This is a genomic window from Agromyces agglutinans (genome assembly GCF_009647605.1).
Classification (GTDB): Bacteria; Actinomycetota; Actinomycetes; order Actinomycetales; family Microbacteriaceae; genus Agromyces; species Agromyces agglutinans.
This window is the reverse complement of sequence record NZ_WJIF01000017.1, coordinates 18,576-41,485: the sequence shown is the minus strand read 5'-3', so window position 1 is coordinate 41,485 and position 22,910 is coordinate 18,576. Positions and strand designations below refer to the sequence as shown.

Genomic DNA, 22,910 nt, shown 5'->3' with positions numbered 1-22,910 from the left:
ACCCGCGCGAGCACCGGTCGGGATCAGAGCAGCCGCGAGAGGAACTCGCGCGTGCGCGGCTCCTGCGGGTCGGCCAGCACCTGCGCCGCGGGCCCCTCCTCGACGACGACGCCGCCGTCGAGGAACACGACGCGGTCGGCGACCTCCCTTGCGAACGCCATCTCGTGCGTGGCCATGAGGATCGTGGTGCCCCCGTCGGCCAGGGCGCGCACGAGCGCGAGCACCTCGCCGACGAGCTCGGGATCGAGTGCGCTCGTCACCTCGTCGAGCAGGAGCAGCTGCGGGTCGGTGAGGATCGCGCGGACGATCGCGACCCGCTGCTGCTGGCCGCCCGACAGACGATCGGGGTAGGCGCCCGCGAAGCCGTCGAGCCCGATCGAGGCGAGCAGCTCGCGGCCGCGCCGGTCGGCCTCGGCGCGAGGCATCCGGTGCACGAGTCGCGCGGCGAGCGTCACGTTCTCGAGCACGCGCAGGTGGGGGAAGAGGTTGTAGTGCTGGAAGACCGCGCCGATGCGCGCGCGGACGCCGTCGGCGTCGACGCGCGGATCGCTGATGTCGTCGCCGGCGAGCCGGATGATGCCGTCGTCGATCGGCTCGAGCAGGTTGACGGTACGCAGGAGCGTCGACTTGCCGGAACCCGACGCGCCGATGAGGGCGACGACCTCGTGGGCGTCGACGTCGAGGTCGACGCCGCGGAGGACGTGGTGGTCGCCGAAGGAACGGCGGATGCCGCGCAGTTCGAGCAGCCGGTCGCTCATACGATGCTCCCAGCGCGCTCGCGGGCGCGCATCCGCGCCGAGACCCAGTCGGTGAGCCGGATCGTCGGCCAGGCGAGCAGCACGAAGAGGAGCCCGGCGACCACGTACGGCGTGTAGTTGAAGAAGTGCGCGGTCTCGATCTGCGCCGCTCGCACGGCGTCGACGGCGCCGAGTACCGAGATGAGGCCGACGTCCTTCTGCATCGCGACGAAGTCGTTCATCAGGGCCGGAGTGACATTGCGCATCGCCTGCGGCAGCACGATGCGGCGCATGGTCTGGCCGTGGCTGAGTCCGAGCGCGCGGGCCGCGAGGCGCTGCGACGGATGCACCGCCTCGATGCCGGCCCGGAAGACCTCGGCGACGTACGCCGAGTACACGAGGATGATCGCGATGGTGCCCCAGAAGGCGGCGGGCATGCGATCGAAGAACTCGAGGCCGGGGACGCCGTAGCCGACGATGAAGAGCACGATCAGCAGCGGTACGCCGCGGAACAGGTCGGTGTACCCGGCCGCGAGCGCCCGCAGCGGGAAGAACACCGGTCCGCGGAGGGTGCGCAGCGTCGCGATGACGAGCGCGACGATGACGACGCCGATCGCCGCGAACAGGAGGACCTGGAGGTTCAGCAGGAGGCCCTCGAGGATCCGCGGGAGCGAGGCGAGCGCGACCTCGGGATCCAGGAACATCTGCTGGACCCGCGCCCAGCCCGGCGAGCCGGCGACCGCCCAGAACAGCAGCCCCGCGAAGACGAGCGTGCTCAGCGCGCTGACGAGCACCGAGCGCCGGGTGCGGCTTCGCCGGTACGCACGACGCTCGAGCTCGAGCGCGCTCGGCTGCGGGTCGGGATCGCTCACAGGTGAACGGTAGTGGATGCGGGGCTCGTCGCCACGCGTCGTTACTGGAGCACCGGCGCGGTGTCGTCGCCGCCGAGCCACTGCTCGGCCAGGGCGTCGAGGGTGCCGTCCTCGCGCAGGGCGTCGACCGCCGCCGTCACGTCGGCCGTGAGGGGCGAGTCCTTCGCGAGCACGAAGCCGAACCGGTCGGCGCCCTCGGTGCCGGGGAGCTGGCCGATGATGCGGCCGCCGTCGAGCTCGACGCCCGTGAGGTAGAACGCGGTCGGGAGGTCGACGACGATGGCGTCGACCTGGCCGCTCTGCAGCGCGAGCTTGGCGTCGTCGTTCGTGTTGAAGACCTGGGCTCCGGCGTCGGGCGCGATGACCTGCTCGATCGCGTCGAAGCTCGTGGTGCCCGTCTGCGCGCCGACGAGCAGCGGCTTGAGGTCGGCGATGGTCTTCGCCTCCGCTGCCGGGGAACCCTCGACGGTGATCACCACCTGCGTCGTCTCGTAGTAGGGCGACGAGAAGTCGACCGACTCCTCGCGCTCGGGCGTGATCGAGAACTGCTGGAGGTTGACGTCGAAGTCCTTCGGGCCCGGTGCGATCGCCTGGTCGAACGTCGTGCGCACCCACACCACGTCGGATGCCTCGAAGCCGAGCTGTTCGGCGACCGCGTACGCGACGGCGGATTCGAAGCCCTCGCCCGACTCGGGGGCGTCGTCGAGGACCCACGGGTAGTAGGCGGGCTCGCCGGTGCCGACGGTGAACTTCCCCTCGGTGACGAAGTCGCCGTCACCGGAACCGCCGCCGGTGCCACCGGTGCCGCCGGCGGAGCAACCGGCCAGGCCGAGTGCGGCGACGAGGGCGAGGGCTGCGAGCGGGCGACGGGACATCTGGGCCTCCGGAGTGATGGGTGCGGTGCATCCAGCTTCCCACCGGAGCGCCGGCGCAATGGCTCGCGTGGCGTCGTGTGACGCGCCGGTAGGCTGCACGCATGGCGACTGGGGCGGGCGGCGAGGCATCCGTCGCGTCATCCGCTCATCGCGTGCGCCGTCTGCTGGGCGGGCGCGCCGCGCTCTGGACCGGCTTCGCGCTCGTGCACGCGCTGCTCGTCGCGTTGAACCTGCACGCGTCGGGTTGGCCGCTCGGCGACGTCGAGGCGGTCTACCTGCACTGGGCGCAGAGCGCGGCGAACGGATGGCTCCGCATGGGCATCGACGTGCCGTGGGTGTACCCGATCCTCGCCTTCGCGCCGATGGCCGCCTCGCTCGCGTTCGGCGCCGAGTGGTACCCCGAGACCTGGCTCGCGCTCGTCACGGTGCTCGACGCGGCGGCGTTCGCGATCCTGCTCGGCCGTGACCGGCTCTCGCGACGGCGCCGGATCGCGGCGTGGTGGTGGCTGGGGTTCCTCATCCTGCTGGGGCCGATCGCGCTCGGCCGGATCGACGCGGTGACGGTGCCGTTCGCGATCGCCGGGCTGCTCTGGGCCGTCGGGCGACCCCGGCTCGCGGCCGCGCTGCTGACGATCGGCGCCTGGATCAAGGTCTGGCCCGCGGCGCTCGTCGCCGCACTCGTGATCGTCCATCGTCGCCGCGGCGAGGTGATCACGGTCGCCGTCGCGCTCAGCGCCGGGATCGTCGTCGTGAGCCTGCTGGCCGGATCGGGCCTCAACGTCGTCGGCTTCATCGCCGAGCAGGCGGGCCGCGGCCTCCAGGTCGAGGCGCCCGTCGGGGTGTTCTGGCTCTGGCAGGTCGTCGCCGGCGTCGACGGCGTCGGGATCGCCTACGACCGGGACATCCTCACGTACCAGATCTCCGGCCCCGGCGTCGACGTCGCGGTCGCGCTCACGACGCCGGTGATGGCGGTCGCCGTGCTGGCCGTCGTGCTGCTCGGCGTGCGCGCGGCCCGGCGCGGAGCGACGGTCGGGCAGCTGCTCGCGCCGCTCTCGCTGACCTTCGTGGTCGTGCTCATGCTCGCCAACAAGGTCGGCTCGCCCCAGTTCGCGACCTGGCTCGCGGCCCCCGTGATCCTCGGCCTCGCCCTGCGACCCGGCCGGTTCCGCGCGCCGGCGATCCTCGCGTGGGTGGTCGCGGGCACCACCCACATCGTCTATCCGTACTGGTACGGCTGGCTCCTCGCCGCGAACCCCGCGTTCGTGCTCGTGATGACGCTGAAGGTCGGCGTGCTCGTCGCCATCGCCGCGTGGGGCGCCCGTGCGCTGTGGCAGGCTGGGAACGTGCGGGCCGGCTTCCGCGCGGAGGCACCGGCGTCCGCGGTCGCCCGCTCCGAGGAGGCATGATGCTGGTCGCATTCTCCGTGGCGCCGAGCGGCACGGGTCGAGCCGACGGGTCGGTGCACGACGCCGTCGCCGCCGCGGTCCGGATCGTGCGCGAGTCGGGCCTGCCCAACCGCACCGACGCCATGTTCACGACGATCGAGGGCACGTTAGCACGGCAGGGGAGTTAGGGGTCGATCATGCTTGTTGCATTTTCAGTAGCGCCGAATGGCACGGGCCGAGCCGACGGATCGGTGCACGACGCGGTCGCGGCGGCCGTGAAGATCGTTCGGGACTCAGGGCTCCCGAACCGGACGACGTCCATGTTTACGGAGCTCGAAGGTGAGTGGGATGAAGTCTTCGACGTCGTGCGTCGGGCGACGGAGGCCGTCGGCGAGTACGGGTCGCGGGTGTCGCTCGTCCTGAAGGCCGATATCCGGCCGGGCTACGTCGGCGAGCTTGACGCGAAGGTCGACCGGCTGGAGGCGGCTCTGGACGGGCGGGACGACCTCTAGTCTCGAATCATGTTCCGTCGGTCGCGCAAGGGGAGCGAGTACGCTCGCGACCCTAACGTCCCGGCCATGTCGCAATGGGGGCCACGCGGCATCTCCGGGACCATCGGCATCGGCCCACAGGCGGGCAAGTACGTCATAGCGGAGCTCGTCACGTTCGAGGGGGAACGGCGCCTTCGTCGGAGCGTCCATCAGCCGCTGTACGTGCTCTGGTTTCCCGCAGAGAGCCTGACCGAGCCGGACGGAACGGCATTCCTCATGGACTCGCCTGCCGTCGATGGCGCGCGCGAGAACGACTCTGGCGGACTGATCGATCTATTGACATCGAGACTCGGGGTTCGGTGGGACACGGCCGACGCGGAATTCGAACGCGCGCTGAACTGGTATCGCGAGCACATCTGGGGGGAGGTGTGACCGACCGAAGGTCCACGACGATCGAGGGGGGGGTGGGACGAGGTCTTCGACGTCGTGCGCCGCGCCACCGAGGCCGTCGGCGAGTTCGGCTCGCGCGTGTCGCTCGTGCTGAAGGCCGACATCCGGCCCGGGTACACCGGGGAGCTCGAGGACAAGCTCGATCGGCTCGAACAGGCGCTCGACGCCGGCTGAACCGGACACTCTCGGTTCGGCACCGCAGTCCGGGCGACGAGCCCTGGGGCTGCCGGCCTGCGAGTCGAATCGATTCGATCCATGGCATGATCGAGGGGTGACCCTTATTGCCGACGGGCCGACGACGCTGTCGCCGGCCCGTATCCGTTTCGCGCTGCTGGCGCTCGCCCTCGGCGGCTTCGGCATCGGCGCGACCGAGTTCGTGGCGATGGGCCTGCTCCCGAACATCGCCGCCGACCTGCTGCCCGGTCTCTACGCCCAATCGCCCGAAGACGCGAACGCACGGGCCGGCTGGATCATCTCCGCGTACGCGGCGGGCGTCGTCGTGGGCGCCCCAACGATCGCCGCCGTCGCCGCACGGTGGCCGCGCAAGCGACTCCTGCTGACACTGCTCACCGCGTTCGCGCTCGGCACCATCGCATCGGCGCTGCTGCCCTCGTTCGAACTCGTGCTCGTCGCCCGGTTCATCGCGGCACTGCCGCACGGCGCGTACTTCGGCATCGCATCGCTGGTCGCGGCGAGCCTCATGGGCCCGGGCAAGCGCGCCCGCGGCGTCGCGCTCGTGCTCTCGGGCCTCACCATCGCGAACGTCGTCGGCGTGCCCGCGATCACCTGGCTCGGCCAGGGTGCCGGCTGGCGGATCGCGTACCTCGCGGTCGCCGGCATCTTCGTGCTCACCTTCGTCGCAGTGCTCGCCGCGGTGCCGTGGCAGCCCGGCGACCCCGGCGCGACCATGGCCCGCGAGCTCAGGGCGTTCACCCGCGCACAGGTCTGGTTCGCGCTCGCGATCGGCGCGATCGGATTCGGCGGCTTGTTCGCGGTCTACAGCTACGTCGCACCGCTCGCGACCGAGGTGACCGGCCTCGACCCCTCGGCGGTGCCGATCGCGCTCATCGTGATCGGCCTCGGCATGACGATCGGCAACTTCGTGGGCGGGCGGCTCGCCGACTGGAGCGTCCGACGCTCGATGTACCTGTTCTTCGCGGTGCTCGCCATCGCGCTCGTGCTGCTCGGGCTCACCGCCACGACGCCGGTCGGACTGTTCGCCGGCATCTTCCTCGTCGGCGGCGCCTCGTCAGCGCTCTCGCCGACGATCCAGGCGCGACTCATGGACGTCGCGCGCGACAGCCAGTCGATCGCCGCGGCGCTCAACCACTCGGCGCTCAACATCGGCAACAGCCTCGGGGCGCTCCTCGGCGGCCTCGCGATCGCAGGCGGGCTCGGCTACGTCGCCCCCGTGTGGATCGGCCTGATGCTGACCCTCGCGGGCGCCGTGCTCGCCGTCGCGAGCTTCGCACTCCAGCGCGCACAGACGCGCCGCGGCATGCCGCTGCCGTACGCGACCGGCGCGATGCCGGTCGTGGAATAGGCGCAGCCCCGGCGGGCACCGCCGCGCGAGAGGGCGCGGCGCGAGGCATCCGCCCGTCGACGGATGCCCCGTCAGTCGCTCTGCAGGAGGATGCCGTCGGCGATCGCGCGCTTGCGCAGCGCCACCTTCGTGCCCACGTCGTACCCGGCGACGCGATACTTCTCGCGGATGCGCTTGAGGTAGCTCTTCGCCGTCTCTTCGGAGATGCCGAGCTGGAAGGCGACGGCCTTCACCGGCTGCCCGGCGCCGTACAGCGCCATCACACGCCGCTCCTGGGCGGAGAGCTTCGGGGTCTGCCCGTCTTCGACGAGCGTGGCCTCGAGTTCCTGCGTCAGGTAGGTCTCGCCGAGCTTGGCAGCGCGGATCGCCTCCACGATGGTCTCCACCGGCTCGGACTTCGGCAGGTAGCCGAGCGCACCCGCCGACAGCGCCTCGCGCACGACGGCGGGCTCGGAGTAGGTGCTGATCAGCATCGTCTGCACGTCGGCCGACTTCAGCATCGACAGCTTCAGCGAGACGGGGATGTTGTCTTTCAGATCGAGGTCGAGCAGCACGACGTCGACGGGGAACTCGGGGTGGGCGAGCAGCTCCGACCACGACGCGACGGCGGTGACGACGTCGATGTCGGGAGCTGCGGTGCGCAACCACTCGCTGAGTGCGCCGAGGAGCATGCGGTGGTCGTCGACGATCGCGAGTCGGATCGGATCGGCTGTGTCGGGCATTCAGGTTCCCCTCGTTCGGGCGCCCGGATCGGGCAGGGATGCGGACGAACGGCTGAGGCCGTCCGTGCGACAGGAGATGTCGATGCGGAAGTGATCGGCGTCGGTCGTGACCTGGTGCGAACCGACACTACCGACCGCTTCCCACGCGGCCGAGTCCACGTGACGTGCGGATACGCCCGAGACGTCGATCCGCACGAGCAGGTCGGCGAACGTGTCGTCGTCGAAGTCGATGTCTTCGCTGGGCTCGACCAGCACGCGCGCGTGCGCGGGCTGGCGTCGCGACTGCTCGCCGACGATGAGCCACAGCGCGAACAGGAGCCCCTCGCGCTGCGGCGGCGAGAGCTTGCCGGCGAGGCCCGTCGGGTCGGCGACCTCGATCCGGCCCGAGAGGTAGGCGGACTCGGTGACGGCGTGGCGGAGCCACGTGTCGGTGCGGCCCTCGATGAGGCGGACCCGCAGCCGCCCCGCGAGGCGGCCCGCCAGCTCGGCGAGGTCGGGCGGCAGCGGGATCGACACCCGGCCCGAGCCCACGTCCTCCAGCAGCGCCTCGGCGTCGTAGTCGAGCTGCGCGAGCTCCTCCGACGCGCGCATGCCGACCGCAGAACGCGGCGTCGAGACCGTCGACTGCACGAGCGAGAGGTCGACCTCGCGCCGTACGAGCCGGCGGAATCCGCGCACGGCGATGGTCACGAGCACGACGGGCACCAGGCAGCCGCCCGCGACGGCCAGGCCGAGCACGGTCGAACGGCCGGCGGCCGGGAGCTGCAGGAGCGCCTCGACCGACAGTACGGCCGCGATCGCCGCCGCCGCGATGAGCGGGGCGTTGGTGCCCCTGAGCGCGGCGACCGGCATGAGCGCGGCGGCGGCCGCGGCCGCGGCGGTGGGCGTCACGCCGACGTGCAGGAGCCCCGCCGTCGCGGCGACGTCCATCGCGACCGGCACGGCGATGCCGATCATCATCGCGGCGAACAGCCAGTCGGGCACCCGACGGGAGAGCGCCGCGACGCCGGCCGCGCCCGCCGAGACGACGATCGCGAGCGCGATCCATGCGGGCCACGGGCCCGGACCGGGCGGGAAGTACGGAGCGAGGGTGAACGCGTGCACGAGGTGGGTCGCCATCAGGCCGACCGCCGCGACGGTGACACCCGCCGCCAGGCGCGTGCCGCCGTGCGCGCCGTGGACGTCACCGGCGGCACGCGCCGATCGCGTCGGCCGACGGAAGCTGCGCTCGCGGCCCGCGGTGGCGGTGGACTCGTCGAAGGCGCCGGTCATGGCTTGGGCACCTCGAGCATCACCGTCGTGCCCGCGCCGGGCGACGAGAACACGCGCGCGCGGCCGCCGACCGCGTGGAGGCGCCCGACGACCGACTCCGCGAAGCCGAGCCGCGCCGCATCGACGGCGTCGGGCGCGAAGCCCGATCCCGCGTCGGAGACCATCGCCCGGACCGTCTGCTCATCGTCGGTGACGGTGACGTCGGCCTCCTGGACCCCGGAGTGCCGGCGCACGTTCTCGAGGCACTCGCCGAGCGCGCCGAGCAGGGCGTCGAGCGTGTCGCGCGGCAGCGCGAGCTGGCCGGCGCCGTGCCAGTTGACGTCGAGGCCCATGCGCGAGAACCGCTGGCGCACCGACTCGAAGGTCGTGCCGAGTTCGTCGGCTCCCGGGTCGGGGGAGAACATGGCGTCGGCGCCCGGGTCGAGCGGCGCGCCGAGCCGCAGGAGCCGCAGCAGCCGGGCGTCGTCGCCCGCCTGCTGGCGCAGGGCCGCAGGCCCGACGCCGATTCCCGAGTGCGCGAGCAGGCTCAGCGTCGCGAGCACCGTGTCATGGAGCATCCGCGCGTCCTGGCGCTGCTGCGCCTCGCGTTCGCTCGCGAGCCGCTCGGCCTCGTGCGCCCGCCCGACCTCGGCGATGCGCTCGCCCGTGCGCGCGATCGCGCGGTCCAGCCAGACGCCGAGCGCGGCCGCGATGGTCCAGCCGGCGAGCGTGACGAGCGCCGGCGCCGGCGCCGTGTCGCCCAGCGCGGCGAGCAGGACGAGCGTGCCGAGCACCGCCCCGCCGAGGCACGAGACCAGGATGCCGCCGCCCGGGCGGACCACGAGCGGGATGGCGGTCGACGCCGCGGTGACGCCGGCCATGGTCGAGATCGCCACGAGCGCGATCGGGTCGGAGCCCGGCGCCGCGCCGATCGTCGCGACGGCGACGATCGAGCCCACGACGACGCCGGCGGGAAGGAGCAGTCCGTCGCGTTCGGTCGCGAACCAGACGAGGACGCCCACCGCGACGACGGCGAGGATCGCGATCACGAGCGCCTGGCCGGGCAGCGTGCCGGGCACGAGGAGGCATGCGAGCGTGGCGAAGGAACCGGTGAGCCCGGCGACGCGCGCGAGGCGGCGGAGCAACCGGTCGCGCTCCTTGCGGATGCGCTTCATACCACCCCCAGCGGGAAACTCCGGCGGGCCAGACGCATGCGGCCCTGGTCAGAGCGTACTCCGTCGGGACGCGGGATCCGGAGGAAGGTGTCCGGCCGACGCCGGCCGCAGTCTCAGCTCTCGAGCAGGCCGCGCAGGGCCGCCCCCACGGCGTCGTCCTCGACGAGGAACGCATCGTGGCCGAATCCGCTCGAGAGCACGACCGGCTCCGGGCCGTGCACGCTGTGCGGAAGCAGCGCCGCGATCTCGCGCTGGCCCTCGAGCGGGAAGTACCGGTCGGAGTCGATGCCCAGCACGAGGCTGCGGGCCTCGATGCCGCCCAGCGCCGCGGCCACGCCGCCGCGTCCGCGGCCGACGTCGTGGGAGTTCATCGCCTCGGTGAGCACGAGGTAGCTGTTGGCGTCGAATCGCCGCGTGAACCGGTTGCCGTGGAAGTCGAGGTAGGACTCGATCGCGAACCGGCCGCCGCCGCCGAGCGGGTCGAGTTCGGACTGCCATCCGCGCGCGAACCGCACGTCGAACTCGGCCGCGGTGCGGTAGTTGAGCATCGCGAGGCGCCGGGCGAGGGCGAGGCCCCGGCTGGGTCCGTCGCCGTCGGGTGCGTCGTAGTACGCCCCGCCCCGGAAGGCGACGTCGGCGCGCACGGCCTCGAGCTGCATGGCGTTGTGCGCGATCTGGTCGGCCGTCGTGGCCGCCGGAGCGGCGAGCACCGCGATGCGCTCGACCCGTTCGGGCGCCATGACGGCCCACTCGAGCACGTGCATCGCGCCCATCGAACCGCCGACGACGGCGGCGAACCGCTCGATGCCGAGCTCGCGCGCGAAGGCCAGCTGCGCGGCGACCTGGTCGCGGATCGTGAGGAACGGGAAGCGCGGTCCCCATTCGGCGAGGTCGGGCGCGAGCGACGCGGGCCCGGTCGTCCCCTGACATCCGCCGAGCACGTTCGGCGCGACCACGAACCATCGGTCGGTGTCGATCGCGAGGCCCGGGCCCACGATGCCGGGCCACCAGCCGGCGGTCGGATGCCCCGGGCCGGTCGATCCGACGACGTGGCTGTCGCCCGTGAGGGCGTGGAGCACGAGCACGGCGTTGTCGCGCTCGGGGGACAGCTCGCCCCACGTCTCGTAGGCGATCCGCACGTCGGGCAGCGTCGCGCCCGACTCGAGCCCCACCTCGCCGATGCGGGCGAACCTGCGGTCGCCGACCGGGTCGCCTTCGCGCCACGCGCCGGTCGCCGGAGCCCGGTTCGGCGCGATCGCGGGCGGCAGTTCGGGGATGGCGGTCGGGGGTGTCGCCTCCGCCCTGCGCTGCCAGTCCATGCTCCGATTCTCCCGGAGCGCCGTCCGCCCCGCCGCATTGTTACGGGCCGAGAGCGAATGGATGCCGCGGGCCGAGGCCCGCGGCATCCGTCATGGTGCTGCGCGACGCGTCAGACGCGCGCCGCCTCCGTGGCCGCGCGCGCGGCGGCGAAGCCTGCGGCGAGGTCGGCCTTCAGGTCGTCGACGTGCTCGATGCCGATCGACAGGCGCACGAGGCCCGGCGTCACGCCCGTCGTCAGCTGCTGCTCGGGCGTCAGCTGCGAGTGCGTGGTCGACGCGGGGTGGATCACGAGCGAGCGGACGTCGCCGATGTTCGCGAGGTGCGAGAAGAGGGACAGGTTGTCGACGAGCGCCCGGCCCGCGTCGACGCCGCCCTTGAGCTCGAACGACAGCACCGCGCCGACGCCCTTCGGCGCGTACTTGTTCGCCGCGGCGTACCAGGGGCTCGACGGGAGCCCCGAGTAGTTGACGTGCGCCACGTCGGGGTGGTCGTCGAGCCACTCCGCGATCTCCTGCGTGTTCTGCACGTGGCGCTCGATGCGCAGCGACAGGGTCTCGATGCCCTGGATGAGCTGCCACGCGTTCGCCGGCGCGATCGCGGCGCCGAGGTCGCGGAGCAGCTGCACGCGGGCCTTGATGATGTACGCCAGCCCGTCGCCGACGGCCGCGGTGTAGCTCGCGCCGTGGTACGACGGGTCGGGCTCGGTGAGGCCCGGGAACCGGTCGACGTGCTTCGACCACTCGAACGTGCCGCCGTCGACGATGACGCCGCCGACGACCGTGCCGTGGCCGCCGAGGAACTTCGTCGCCGAGTGCACGACGATGTCGGCGCCGTGCTCGAACGGGCGGATCAGGTACGGCGTCGCGATGGTGTTGTCGACGATCAGGGGGATGCCCGAATCGTGCGCGATGCCCGAGACCAGTTCGATGTCGAGGACGTTGATCTTCGGGTTGCCGATCGTCTCGGCGAAGAAGAGCTTCGTGTTCGGGCGCACTGCGCGGCGCCACTCGTCGGCGTCGTCTTGATTCTCGACGAAGGTCGTCTCGATTCCGAGCTTCGCGAGCGTGTACTTGAACAGGTTGTACGTGCCGCCGTAGATCGAGCTCGACGACACGATGTGGTCGCCGGCATGCGCGAGGTTCAGCACCGCGAACGTCTCGGCCGCCTGGCCCGACGCCACCAGCAGGGCGCCGGTGCCGCCCTCGAGCGCCGCGAGGCGCTCCTCGACGACGGCCTGCGTCGGGTTCTGGATGCGCGTGTAGATGTTGCCGAACTCGGCGAGCGCGAACAGGTTGCGGGCATGGTCGGCGTTGTCGAAGACGTACGAGGTCGTCTGGTACAGCGGCGTCGCACGGGCCTTGGTGACCGGGTCGGGTGCGGCCCCCGAGTGGATCTGCTTCGTCTCGAAACGCCAGTCGGCGGTGGGCTCGGTCATGAGGTCTCCTTCGGCGGGCCGATGGGACGCCCGCGGCATGCCGACCACCGTACGATCGCCCGGTCGGGCGGGCAATCCGCGCCGACACACGGCGTAAGGATGCCGCGGCGTCAGGTCCGGGCGTCGGGGTCGGCCGGCGGGGTCGGGGGCAGCGCGTCGGGCGTGGCCGGCGGCAGCGCCTCGGGCGGGAGGACGAGCGTGCCGGTCGCGGTGGACGGCTCGGGCCGGAACAGCCACCGCGCGCGGGGCTCGACGAGCGGACGGAAGACGCGCCGCACGGGCCTGAGCGACAGCACGATCGAGATGCCGATGCAGAACAGGATCATCGCCGGCAGCACCCAGAACGGCTGGGCGCCCTCGAGCACGGGCGTCTCGCGGAACGGGAAGAGCACGAACGTGTGCAGCAGGTAGATGTACATCGTCGCCGCGCCGAACGGCGTGAACCAGTGCCGCCCGCGCGGCATGAGGACGAGGAATCCGACTGCGAGCAGCATCGCGAGCAGGAGCAGGCCGAGCCGGATCGCGCCCGACCACGGCTCGTCGTAGCCGATCGCGACGTACGCCTCGTCGTAGAGCATGAACCGGCGCAGGCGCAGGTCGCGCCAGGTCTCGATGGCCACGGGCATGACGGCGAGCACGGCGGCGAACAGCACGATGGCGCCCGCGCGCCAGCGCCACACGATGCGCCCGGGCAGCTCGAGCCAGCGGCCGGTGAGCTGCCACTGGCGCAGCTTCCAGCCGAACACGAAGAAGGGGAACATCCCGAACGTCCGCGTCATCGCGAGGGTCGAGTCGATCGACTCGGTGTAACCCGCGAGGATCGAGATGACGATCGCGATGATCAGCGGATACCGCAGCAGCACGAGGTAGGGCAGCGCGATGCGCCACGCGGCGAGCGCGATCAGGAACCAGAGGGTCCACGACGCCGTGGTGTAGTCGAGCGCGAAGTCGCCGCCGAGCGCCCAGCGGACCACGGTCCAGATCGTCTCGAAGATCACGAACGGGAACACGATGTCGGTCAGCACCTGGCGGAGCGACCGCGCGGTCGGCGGGCCCGACTTCGCGAAGTACCCGGCGACGGTCACGAACACGGCCACGTGGAACGAGTAGATGAACAGGTAGACGCTGTACGCCGCGTCGTCTTCGCCGATGAGCGGCAGGATGCCGTGGCCGACGACCACGAGCGTGATCGCGATCCATCGCGCGTTGTCCCACAGCGGCACCCGTCGCTTCGTGCGGGCGGCGTGCGGTCGAGCGGTGTGCATCGGTCCATTCTCGCAAGCCGGGCGGCTCCGCGGGTGCCGCGCACGGCAGAATGGGCGGCATGGACGGTCTGCGCGCGGTGGTCACGGGAGCGAGTTCGGGCATCGGCAGGGCGACGGTGCGCGCCCTCCGCGATGCCGGATGGGACGTCGTGGGCGTCGCCCGCCGCGAGGAACGCCTGCGGGAGCTCGAGGCCGAGACCGGGGCATCCGGTTTCGCGGCCGACATCACCGACCCGGCCGACGTGCGCGCGCTCGCCGAGCACCTCGACGCGACGGGCCCGGTGCACGCCCTCGTCAACAACGCGGGCGGCGCGAAGGGGCTCGCGTCGGTCGAGGACTCCGACGACGAGGACTGGGAGTGGATGTTCCGGGTCAACGTGCTCGGCACCAAGCGGGTCACGAGCGCCGTGCTGCCGCTGCTTCGGGCCGGCGCCGAGCAGCGCGGCGTCGCCGACATCGTGAACGTCACGTCGATCGCCGGCCACGTCGCCTACGTCGGCGGAGGCGGCTACAACGCCGCGAAGTTCGCCCAGCACGCGATGACCGCGGTGCTTCGGCTCGAGCTGAACGGCGAGCCGATCCGCGTGATCGAGGTCGCGCCGGGCATGGTGAAGACCGACGAGTTCGCGCTCGTGCGCTTCGGCGGCGACCGCGCCCGTGCCGACGCGGTGTACGCCGACGTGCCCGAGCCGCTCGTCGCCGAGGACGTGGCCGAGGTCATCGCCGACGCGATCGGCAAGCCCCGCCACGTCGACCTCGACCTCATCGTGGTCAAGCCGGTCGCCCAGTCGGCCCCGCACCTCGTCGCGAAGGGCCCCCTGGCCGTGCGGGCCGGGCGGGCGCGATGACGACCCGGCCCGCGCGCGCGGCGCCGCGGCGCGAGGCGTGGGAGCGCCTCACCACGACGCCGCTCGTGGTGCTCGGCATCCTCTTCATCGCGGCGTACTCGTGGTGGGTGCTCGACCCCGGCATGGATCCCGGGTCGAGTGCGCTGATCCTCTGGGCGCTGGCGATCACCTGGGCCGTGTTCATCGTCGACGTGGTCGTGCGGATCGCGCTGACGCCCCCGGGCGACCGGTGGCTGTTCGCGCGGACCCATCCGATCGACGTGCTCTCGGCCCTGGTGCCGCTGTTCCGCGCCTTCCGCGTGCTGGCACTGCTGCGCGAGGTGCCCTACCTCGAGCGGCGCACCGGGGCGAGCTTCCGTGCGAAGGTCGTCACCTACGCGCTGGCGTACACGATCGTCTTCATCTACTTCATCTCGCTCGCCACCTACCACGCCGAGCGATCGGTTCCCGGCGCCACCATCGTGACGTTCGGCGACGCGGTGTGGTGGGCGTGCGTGACGATCGCGACGGTGGGCTACGGCGACATGTACCCGATCACGGCACCCGGGCGCATCTACGCGGTGCTGCTCATGATCGGCGGCATCGTGATCGTCGGCACCGCCTCGGCGACGGTGATCTCGCTGCTCAACGAGCGGATCGGGTCGCTCCGGCGCCGGGGCGACGGCGAGACGATGGCCGAGGTGCACCCGCCCGGGCTGCCCGCCGACCTCGTGGCCGGCGAGCCGGAGCCCGAGCCCGCGGACGGGGCATCGCCACCGCCCGCCCGCGGCTAGCCTTGCCTGCATGGGCTTCGACGCGAACGACGCAGGCGCCGGCACCGCGGTGCGCGGCACGATCATCCTCCCGGCCGAGACGGGTGCTGGCGCATGAGCGTGCACCTCTTCGGCGGCGGCTGGGGTGACGGCCGCGACGGCGACGTCTACGGCGCGTTCGTCGCGGAGGCCGCCGCCCTCGCCGCGAACGCCGCCGCCGGCGATCGCGAGACGGATGCCTCGGGCCGGGCGATCCCGCGCATCGCGCTCGTGGTGGTGCGGGCCGACGATCCCGCGGCCGTGACCGAACGGTTCCTCGCCGAACTGCGCAGCGGCGGCGACGTGACGGCGCACGTCACGGCCGTGCGCCACGGGGAGCCGATTCCGGGCACCGCGTTCACCGACGTCGACGGCATCATGGTCGGCGGGGGTTCCATCCCCGCCTATCGCGAGGCGCTCGAACCGCACTTCGGCGAGATCCGCCGCCAGGTGGCCGCGGGCACGCCGTACCTCGGGTTCTCGGCGGGCGCGTCGATCGCGGCCGAGCGGGCCGTCATCGGAGGCATCCGGATCGGGGGCGTGCAGGTCGCGCCCGACGGGGTGTCGCAGGATCTCGACGAGGTGCAGCTGGCACCCGGCATCGGGCTCATCGACGTCGCCGTCGACGTGCACGCCGCCCAATGGGGCGCCCTGTCGCGCGTGGTCGCGGCCGTCGAGGCGGGCCTCGTCGACGGCGCACTCGCCATCGACGAGCGCACCGCGCTGGTCGTCGGCGAGGGCGGCCTGGCGGTCACCGGCCGGGGCAGCGTCTGGCGGGTGCTGCCGGGCGATTCCGGCGTCGTCGTCTCGACGATGGGCGCGTGAACGCGGTGGCGATGACGCTCGACGAACTCGCCGAGGCCGGCCTCATCGACCCGGGCTGGGCGCGCGCGCTCGCTCCCGTCGCGCCCGACCTCGCCCGACTCGGCGACTTCCTGCGCGCCGAGCAGGCCGCGGGCCACGGCTACCTTCCGGCCGGCGACCGCGTACTGCGGGCCTTCTCGCAGCCGCTCGACGAGGTGCGGGTGCTCATCGTCGGACAGGACCCGTACCCGACGCCGGGGCATCCGATCGGACTCTCGTTCGCGGTGGAGGCGCATGTGCGCCCACTGCCGCGCAGCCTCGCCAACATCTATCGCGAACTGGCCGACGACCTCGGCGTGCACCCGCCCGCGCACGGCGACCTCACGGCGTGGAGCCGCAGCGGCGTGATGCTGCTGAACCGCGTGCTCACCGTGCGGCCCGGCGCGCCCGCCTCGCATCGCGGCAAGGGCTGGGAGCCGGTCACCGACCACGCGATCCGCGTGCTCGTCGAACGCGGCACGCCGCTCGTGGCGATCCTCTGGGGTCGCGACGCGCAGGGGCTCGCACCCCTGCTGGGCTCGACGCCGAGGATCGAGTCGGCGCATCCGAGCCCGCTCTCGGCCTCACGCGGGTTCTTCGGGTCGCGGCCGTTCAGCCGCGCCAACGCACTGCTCGAGGGCCAGGGCGGCGCGCCCGTCGACTGGAGCCTCGTACCCGCCTCGGCGCCGGCCTGACCGGTCACCGCGAGGCGTGCCGGCGGAGTATCGTGGCCGCCATGCTCGAGGAGGAATACCAGCCGCGCCGGGTCGCCCCGGCGCACCTGCGGCGAACCGAACCGCCCGAGGCGCCGTTCGAGTTCGCGATCCGCACGGCCCGGCAGTCCGACCTCCCGGCGATCCGCGAGATCTACAACCACTACGTCGCGAACTCGACGGTGACCTTCGACGAGGACGCGATGACCCTGCGGGAGTGGAAGCAGAAGTTCGCCTACCTCGACAAGCTCGGCATGCCCTTCCTCGTGGCCGAGTCGCCCAGCGGGCAGCTGCTCGGCTACGCGCTGGTCACGCCGTGGAAGCCCAAGCGCGCCTACCGCTACACCGTCGAGAACTCGATCTACCTGGGGCCCGCCGCGTCGGGCAAGGGCCTCGGCAAGGCGCTCCTGGCCGAACTCATCACGGCGTCGAAGGAGGCCGGCCTCAAGGAGATGATCGCGGTCGTCGCCGACCAGGGCGCCGAGGCGTCGCTCGCCCTGCACGAGAAGTTCGGCTTCACCGAGATCGGCCGCATGGGCAAGGTCGGCTACAAGTTCGACCGCTGGCTCGGCACCGTGCTGCTGCAGCGCTCGCTGAAGCACTGACGGATGCCCCGGCCCTAGGCTCGTGGGCGTGACGGATCTCGCCGACCTCCACGAGTACACGGCCCTCGAGCTGCACCAGCTCCTCCAGCGGGGCGAGGTTTCGCCGACCGAGGCGACCGCGCACTTCCTCGCCCGCATCGAGCGGCTCGGACCCGTCGTCGGCGCGTTCGCGCACGTCGACGCCGATCGCGCCCTCGAACGCGCTCGCCGGGTCGAGCGCGAGGTGCCGAAGGCCGCGCCCCTCTGGGGCATGCCGCTGGCCGACAAGGATCTCCACCGCCGGGCGGGGGTGCCCGCGCGGTTCGGCTCGCGGGCGTTCGCCGAGTTCGTGCCCGATGAGTCCGACGACCTCGTGCGCGACGTCGACCGGGCCGGCGCGGTGAGCCTCGGCAAGACGGCCACGCCCGAGTTCGGGCTGCCCTCGTACACCGAGGGCCTCGCGTTCGAGCCCGCGCGCACGCCGTGGGATCTCTCGCGCGGTGCGGGCGGCTCGAGCGGCGGCGCGGCTGCGGCGGTCGCTGCCGGGCTCCTGCCGTTCGCCCCGGGTTCCGACGGCGGCGGGTCGGTGCGCATCCCCGCGGCATCCTGCGGGCTCGTCGGCGTGAAGCCGTCGCGCGGGCGCGTTCCGTCGGGGTCGGGCCTCGGCGGACTCGCCGGGCTCGCGGTCGCCGGGCCGCTCGCGCGGACCGTCGCCGACGCGGCGCTGTTGCTCGACGGCCTGATCGCGCCGGGCGGCTACCCCGCGGGGCATCCGCACGCGGTGCGCGCGCCCGGCGATGACGGGCCGTACCTGGGGGCGGCGATCCGGGGCGAGGGGCGGTTCCAGGTCGGCGTGCTGACCGATTCGCCCTGGGACGACTTCACCGAGGTCGCGCTCGAGCCCGAGGCGCGGGCCGCGCTCGATCGCGGCATCGAACTCGTGGAACGACTCGGCCACGGCATCGAGGCCCTGGAGCCCGCACCCGAGCCGGGCTACCCCGATGCCTTCCGGGCGGTGTGGCAGGCGGGCGCCGGGGCCATCCCGGTCGACGGGCCCGGGCTCGACCTGCTCGAGCCCCTCACGAGGTGGCTCGTCGGGCGAGGCCGGGAACTGCCGGCGCGCACGCTCGTCGAGGCGCTCGGATGGCTCGCCGAGTTCGAGCGCCGGCTCATCCGGCGCTTCGCCCCGTTCGACGCGGTGCTCACGCCCGCGCTCGCGATGACGCCGCGGCCGGTGGGCTGGTACGACCCCGACGACGGCGAACGCAACTTCGCGCAGCAGGTCGCCTTCACGCCGTACACGTCGATGGTGAACGTCGCGGGGCTTCCCGCGATCACGCTGCCCGTGCACGACACCGGCGCCGGGCTGCCGATGGGGATCCAGCTCATCGGCCGGCCGGGCGGGGAGGCGACCCTCTTCGCGCTCGCGGCGCAGCTCGAGCGCGCCGCCCGGCGCGGGCGTCGCCGGCCGCCCGTCTGGTAGCGGACGGGCAGCATCCGGTTCGGCGCTCGCCGCCGGGCTGTGTCAGACTTAGGTAATGCTTACCTCATCTGCCGACACGGTCGCTCGCCAGCGGCCGGCGTACCGCAGCTTCCGCGCGGTCGTCGCGCGGGCGTTACGGCTCACGCCGCACTTCACGCGCATCACGTTCACGGGTGAGGAATTCGCCGGGTTCGGCACCGCAGGGCTCGACCAGCGCGTGAAGGTCGTCCTCCCGCTCGCGGGCCGCGGGTACGCCGACTTCCCCGACGGCGAGGACTGGTACCAGCAGTGGCGCGAGCTGCCGGCCGACCGGCGCAACCCGTTCCGCACCTACACCGTGCGTGCGGTGCGTCCGGCCGAGCGCGAGGTCGACATCGACTTCGCGTTGCACGGCGACATCGGGCCCGCGTCGACCTGGGCGGCCCGTGCGATGGCGGGCGAGGAGATCGTCCTCATCGGCCCCGACGAGCTGAGCCCCGACCGCGCCGTCGGCATCGACTTCCGGCCCGGAGCGGTCGAGACCGTGCTGCTGGCCGGCGACGAGACCGCCGCGCCCGCGATCTGCGCGATCCTCGAGCAGCTGCCGGCGACCGCCGCGGGTGTCGCGATCATCGAGGTGCCGACCACAGCCGACGAGCTGTCCGTGCGTGCGCCCGCCGGGGTCGAGGTGCGATGGCTTGCCCGCACGGCCGACGACGCCGTGCACGGCGAGCGGCTCGTGCCGGCCGTGCGCGACTGGGTGGCCCGCAACTGCGCCCCGGCGGCCGATTCCGCCGGCGCGACCGTCGACGACCTCGCGCTCGCGCTCGAGGCCGCCGAGCGCGCCGATCGCGACGACGCCCCGCTGTGGGACGTGCCCGAGGGGCGCAGCCTCGACGGCGACTGCTACGCCTGGATCGCGGGCGAGGCATCCGTCATCACGGGTCTTCGCCGCTTCCTCGTGCGCGACGCGGGGCTCGACCGGCGCCGGGTGGCGTTCATGGGCTACTGGCGGCGCGGCCGCGCCGAAGTGGAGTGACCGCCGCACCCGCCGCCCGCACGACCGCGCCCGCCACGGCGGCCGAGGTCGAGCCCGGCGGCCCTGAGGCGCGCCGGCCGCGGCCCTCGCGCCCCTCACGCAGCAGCGCCTCACGCGGCGTCGTCGTGCTCGTCGCGTGCCTCGTCGCGCTGGTGCTGACGGTCGCGGCGAGCCTCGTGTTCGGGGTCCGTTCGATCGACCCGGCCGAAGTGTGGCAGGCGCTGTTCGCCCCCGACCTCGCCGACGCCGACCAGGCGGTCGTCGTGCAGCTGCGCATCCCGCGCACGGTGATCGGGCTCACCGCGGGCGTCGCGCTCGGCCTCGCCGGCACCCTGATCCAGGGCGTCACGCGCAACCCCATCGCCGACCCGGGGCTGCTCGGCATCAACGCCGGTGCCTCGCTCGCCGTCGTGCTCGGCATCTCGGTGCTCGGGCTGACCCAGCCGCTCGCGTACATCTGGTTCGCGTTCGCCGGCGCCGCCGTCGCGGCGGCCCTCGTCTTCTGGATCGGCCGCAGCGAGCCCGTGCGGCTCGCCCTCGTGGGCGCGGCGCTCACCGCCTTCCTCACGCCGCTCATCGCGCTCGTGCTGCTGCGCGACACCGAGGCGTTCAACCAGTACCGGTTCTGGGCCGTCGGCTCGCTGACCGGCCGCGGCCTCGAGACGATCCAGTCGCTCTGGCCGTTCCTCGTCGTCGGCGCCGTGCTGGCCATCGCGCTCGCGCACCGGCTCAACCTGCTCGCGCTCGGCGACGACGTCGCGGCCGCGCTCGGCCAGCGGGTCGGCGTCACCCGGGGTCTGGCCGCGCTGGCGCTCGTGCTGTTGTGCGGCACGGCGACCGCACTGGCCGGCCCGATCGCGCTCGTCGGCCTCGTCGTGCCGCACGCGGCCCGCCGGCTGGTCGGCAGCGACTACCGCTGGATCGTGCCGGTCTCCCTGGTGCTCGGCCCGATCATGCTGCTCGCCGCCGACGTCGTCGGCCGCGTCATCGTGCCGAACTCCGAGCTCGAGGCGGGCGTGGTGGCGGCGTTCCTCGGCGCGCCCGTGCTCGTCGCGATCGCGCGCAGCCGGAAGGTGGCCGGGCTGTGACGGGCGCGACGACCGGGGCATCCCTCGCCGGAGCGGATCGCGGGCCGGCGGCCGACGCGACGCTCACCACGCCGACGTCGCCCGAGCCCGACCCTCCCGCCGCGACGACCGTCGACGTCGACGGCGTGACGCGCGCCCGCCGGTCGCGGCGTCGCCGCCAGGCGCTCGTCATCGGCGTCGGTGCCGTCGTGGCCGTCGCGCTCGCGCTCGTCGCGTCGTCGTTCGGCGCCGCAGCGGTCACGCCCGACCGCGTGCTCGGCGTGCTGTTCGGCCAGGGCGACCGCGTCGACCGGTTCGTGGTGCTCGAGCTGCGCCTGCCGCGCATCGTCGCCGCCCTCATCGTGGGGCTCGCGTTCGCCCTCGCCGGTGCCGTGTTCCAGGCGACGCTGCGCAACCCGCTCGCGAGCCCCGACATCCTCGGCGTCTCGACCGGCGCGAGCCTCGGCGCGGTCTGGGCGATGCTCGGCCTCGGCCTCACCGGTGCCGTCGTCGCGGGCTTCGCGTTCGCCGGCGGTATCGCGGTCGCCGTCGTGATCTGGTTGGCCGCGTGGCGGCGCGGGCTGCACGGCGTGCGGTTCGTGCTCGTCGGGGTCGGGATGTCGTACGTCTGCGGGTCCACCATCGCGTGGCTGCTCGCGCGCGGCGAGGTGCGCGAGGCGCAGTCGGCGCTGCACTGGACGGTCGGCAGCGTGTCCGACGTGCGCGGCGAGGAACTCGGCCTGCTCGCACTCGGCGTGCTCGCCGGCGTGATCGCGGTCGCCGCCTGCGCGCGCGTGCTCGCGCCGCTCGCGCTCGGCGACGACCGTGCCGCGGCCCTGGGCGTCCGGGCGAACGCCGGTCGCATCGTGCTGCTGCTCGCTGCGGTGGCCCTCGTGGCGACCGCGGCATCCGTCGCCGGTCCCATCGCGTTCGTCGCGCTGATCGCGCCGGCGGTCGCACGCCGGCTGGTGGGAGGCGGGGGAGCGGCCCTGACCGCCTCCGCCGTGGTTGGCGCGGTGCTGGTGCTCGGTGCTGACGTCATCGGGCAGTTCGCCATCCCCGGCCTGACCGCCCCGGTCGGCATCGTCACGGGCGTGATCGGCGCCCCCTACCTGCTGTGGCTGCTCGCCCGCACCGAGAGGACCCGCGCATGAGCGCAGAGCCAGTTCCCGCCGCCGTCCGGCAGGCGACCGCGCCGTCGCCCGTCGGCCTCGCCGCCGAGGGCGTGTCGCTCGGCTACGACGGGCGGCGCGTGATCGACGACCTCGACCTCGCGATCCCGCCGGGGCGGATCACCGCCATCGTCGGCCCGAACGCGTGCGGCAAGTCGACCTTGCTGCGCGGGCTCGCCAGGCTGCATCCGCTTGAGGGCGGGCGGGTCACGCTCGATGGCCGGGATGTCTCGCGGATGCCCCGGCGCGACGTCGCGCGGCGCGTCGGCGTGCTGCCGCAGTCCTCGATCGCCCCCGACGGCGTGCGGGTCGCCGACCTCGTGGGCCGGGGCCGGTATCCGCACCAGGGCTGGTTCGGGCGGCACTCGAGCGACGACGACCTCGTCGTCGCCGAGGCGCTCGCAGCGACGGGGGTCGCCGACCTCGCCGATCGGCCGATCGAGGAGCTCTCGGGCGGCCAGCGCCAGCGCGTGTGGATCGCGATGGTGCTCGCGCAGCAGACCGACATCGTGCTGCTCGACGAGCCGACCACGTACCTCGACGTCACGCACCAGCTCGAACTGCTCGACCTGCTCACCCAGCTGAACCGCGAGCGGGGCACGACGGTCGTGATGGTGCTGCACGAGCTGAACCTCGCCGCGCGGTACGCCGATCACCTCGTGGTGATGGCCGGCGGCGCCGTCGTGGTCGAGGGTGCGCCGACCGAGGTGCTCACCAGCGAGACCGTGCACCGGGCCTTCGGGCTCGAGGCGCAGGTCATCCCCGACCCGGTCTCGGGAAGCCCGCTCGTGGTGCCGATCGGGCGCTTCCACTCCTGACCCTCGAGATGCAGCCGCCGGTTTCTTAGGTTAGGCTTCCCTCAATCCACCC

The 22,910-nt window shown here is 73.1% G+C and carries 24 protein-coding genes and 1 pseudogene; 16 read left to right on the top strand and 9 right to left on the bottom strand.

Annotated features, from left to right (window positions below; genetic code table 11):
* Positions 1-23 precede the first annotated feature (23 nt).
* The 3 genes from GE115_RS18010 to GE115_RS18000 are packed head-to-tail and all read right to left on the bottom strand — an operon-like array spanning position 24 to position 2,484.
* Positions 24-758: an amino acid ABC transporter ATP-binding protein gene (locus tag GE115_RS18010; RefSeq protein WP_153686132.1), complete on the bottom strand. Its 735-nt coding sequence runs from the start codon at positions 756-758 to the stop codon at positions 24-26.
* Positions 755-1,609 carry an amino acid ABC transporter permease gene (locus GE115_RS18005; protein ID WP_312855370.1) on the bottom strand — a complete coding sequence of 285 codons (855 nt, stop codon included), beginning with the start codon at positions 1,607-1,609 and terminating at the stop codon, positions 755-757. The genes GE115_RS18010 and GE115_RS18005 overlap by 4 nt, the downstream gene beginning before the upstream one ends.
* A 41-nt stretch (positions 1,610-1,650) precedes the next feature.
* Entirely contained in the window at positions 1,651-2,484 is an 834-nt protein-coding gene (locus tag GE115_RS18000) for an ABC transporter substrate-binding protein (RefSeq protein ID WP_153686131.1), read from the bottom strand.
* A 101-nt stretch (positions 2,485-2,585) separates the two neighbouring features.
* Between GE115_RS18000 and GE115_RS17995 the strand changes: the two genes are divergently transcribed.
* From GE115_RS17995 to GE115_RS17970, 6 genes and pseudogenes are all read left to right on the top strand, one after another.
* On the top strand, positions 2,586-3,890 hold the full coding sequence (locus GE115_RS17995; RefSeq protein ID WP_246190897.1) for a glycosyltransferase family protein: 1,305 nt from the start codon (positions 2,586-2,588) through the stop codon (positions 3,888-3,890).
* Positions 3,890-4,057, top strand: coding sequence for a thiamine-binding protein (locus tag GE115_RS17990; protein ID WP_216648864.1), 168 nt, complete (start codon positions 3,890-3,892; stop codon positions 4,055-4,057). Before GE115_RS17995 ends, GE115_RS17990 begins: the two co-directional genes overlap by 1 nt.
* 9 nt (positions 4,058-4,066) lie before the next feature.
* A complete protein-coding gene (locus tag GE115_RS17985) occupies positions 4,067-4,381 on the top strand; it encodes a thiamine-binding protein (protein ID WP_153686130.1) in 315 nt (104 codons plus the stop codon).
* 66 nt (positions 4,382-4,447) lie between these two features.
* On the top strand, positions 4,448-4,792 hold the full coding sequence (locus GE115_RS17980; protein ID WP_153686129.1) for a hypothetical protein: 345 nt from the start codon (positions 4,448-4,450) through the stop codon (positions 4,790-4,792).
* A pseudogene (locus tag GE115_RS17975) lies at positions 4,792-4,984 on the top strand (thiamine-binding protein); the annotation flags it as partial. The gene GE115_RS17980 and the pseudogene GE115_RS17975, both read left to right, overlap by 1 nt.
* Positions 4,985-5,081: 97 nt before the next feature.
* On the top strand, positions 5,082-6,353 hold the full coding sequence (locus GE115_RS17970) for an MFS transporter (RefSeq protein WP_312855369.1): 1,272 nt from the start codon (positions 5,082-5,084) through the stop codon (positions 6,351-6,353).
* 71 nt (positions 6,354-6,424) lie between these two features.
* Here the strand turns inward: GE115_RS17970 and GE115_RS17965 are convergent, their stop codons facing one another.
* The 6 genes from GE115_RS17965 to GE115_RS17940 all read right to left on the bottom strand — a co-directional run bounded on the left by GE115_RS17965 (position 6,425) and on the right by GE115_RS17940 (position 13,521).
* Positions 6,425-7,075, bottom strand: coding sequence for a response regulator transcription factor (locus tag GE115_RS17965; protein WP_153686127.1), 651 nt, complete (start codon positions 7,073-7,075; stop codon positions 6,425-6,427).
* The gene (locus tag GE115_RS17960) at positions 7,076-8,347 is read right to left on the bottom strand and encodes a hypothetical protein (RefSeq protein WP_153686126.1); all 1,272 of its coding nucleotides are present in this window, start codon (positions 8,345-8,347) and stop codon (positions 7,076-7,078) included.
* The gene (locus GE115_RS17955; RefSeq protein WP_153686125.1) at positions 8,344-9,501 is read right to left on the bottom strand and encodes a sensor histidine kinase; all 1,158 of its coding nucleotides are present in this window, start codon (positions 9,499-9,501) and stop codon (positions 8,344-8,346) included. Before GE115_RS17955 ends, GE115_RS17960 begins: the two co-directional genes overlap by 4 nt.
* A gap of 113 nt (positions 9,502-9,614) precedes the next feature.
* On the bottom strand, positions 9,615-10,820 hold the full coding sequence (gene metX, locus GE115_RS17950) for a homoserine O-acetyltransferase MetX (protein ID WP_153686124.1): 1,206 nt from the start codon (positions 10,818-10,820) through the stop codon (positions 9,615-9,617).
* A gap of 110 nt (positions 10,821-10,930) precedes the next feature.
* Complete coding sequence (locus tag GE115_RS17945; protein ID WP_153686123.1) at positions 10,931-12,256, bottom strand: bifunctional o-acetylhomoserine/o-acetylserine sulfhydrylase; 1,326 nt, start codon at positions 12,254-12,256, stop codon at positions 10,931-10,933.
* Between the two features lie 110 nt (positions 12,257-12,366).
* Positions 12,367-13,521, bottom strand: a complete 1,155-nt coding sequence (locus tag GE115_RS17940; RefSeq protein ID WP_153686122.1) for an acyltransferase family protein — start codon at positions 13,519-13,521, stop codon at positions 12,367-12,369.
* 59 nt (positions 13,522-13,580) lie between these two features.
* Here GE115_RS17940 and GE115_RS17935 point away from each other — a divergent pair, with 59 nt between their 5' ends.
* From GE115_RS17935 to GE115_RS17890, 10 genes are all read left to right on the top strand, one after another.
* A complete protein-coding gene (locus GE115_RS17935; protein WP_153686121.1) occupies positions 13,581-14,369 on the top strand; it encodes an SDR family oxidoreductase in 789 nt (262 codons plus the stop codon).
* Positions 14,366-15,142, top strand: coding sequence for a potassium channel family protein (locus GE115_RS17930; RefSeq protein ID WP_153686120.1), 777 nt, complete (start codon positions 14,366-14,368; stop codon positions 15,140-15,142). The genes GE115_RS17935 and GE115_RS17930 overlap by 4 nt, the downstream gene beginning before the upstream one ends.
* A gap of 93 nt (positions 15,143-15,235) precedes the next feature.
* Positions 15,236-15,985 (top strand): type 1 glutamine amidotransferase family protein, encoded by a 750-nt coding sequence (locus GE115_RS17925; RefSeq protein ID WP_153686119.1) that lies wholly within the window; start codon positions 15,236-15,238, stop codon positions 15,983-15,985.
* Between the two features lie 5 nt (positions 15,986-15,990).
* Positions 15,991-16,698 (top strand): uracil-DNA glycosylase, encoded by a 708-nt coding sequence (locus tag GE115_RS17920; protein WP_312855372.1) that lies wholly within the window; start codon positions 15,991-15,993, stop codon positions 16,696-16,698.
* Between the two features lie 41 nt (positions 16,699-16,739).
* The gene (locus tag GE115_RS17915) at positions 16,740-17,321 is read left to right on the top strand and encodes a GNAT family N-acetyltransferase (RefSeq protein ID WP_153686118.1); all 582 of its coding nucleotides are present in this window, start codon (positions 16,740-16,742) and stop codon (positions 17,319-17,321) included.
* 28 nt (positions 17,322-17,349) lie between these two features.
* Positions 17,350-18,783 carry an amidase gene (locus GE115_RS17910; protein WP_312855368.1) on the top strand — a complete coding sequence of 478 codons (1,434 nt, stop codon included), beginning with the start codon at positions 17,350-17,352 and terminating at the stop codon, positions 18,781-18,783.
* 55 nt (positions 18,784-18,838) lie between these two features.
* Positions 18,839-19,801 (top strand): siderophore-interacting protein, encoded by a 963-nt coding sequence (locus tag GE115_RS17905; RefSeq protein ID WP_153686117.1) that lies wholly within the window; start codon positions 18,839-18,841, stop codon positions 19,799-19,801.
* Positions 19,798-20,889, top strand: coding sequence for a FecCD family ABC transporter permease (locus GE115_RS17900; RefSeq protein ID WP_312855367.1), 1,092 nt, complete (start codon positions 19,798-19,800; stop codon positions 20,887-20,889). Before GE115_RS17905 ends, GE115_RS17900 begins: the two co-directional genes overlap by 4 nt.
* Entirely contained in the window at positions 20,886-22,022 is a 1,137-nt protein-coding gene (locus tag GE115_RS17895; protein WP_312855366.1) for a FecCD family ABC transporter permease, read from the top strand. The genes GE115_RS17900 and GE115_RS17895 overlap by 4 nt, the downstream gene beginning before the upstream one ends.
* On the top strand, positions 22,019-22,858 hold the full coding sequence (locus GE115_RS17890) for an ABC transporter ATP-binding protein (RefSeq protein WP_153686116.1): 840 nt from the start codon (positions 22,019-22,021) through the stop codon (positions 22,856-22,858). The genes GE115_RS17895 and GE115_RS17890 overlap by 4 nt, the downstream gene beginning before the upstream one ends.
* Positions 22,859-22,910: the final 52 nt, after the last annotated feature.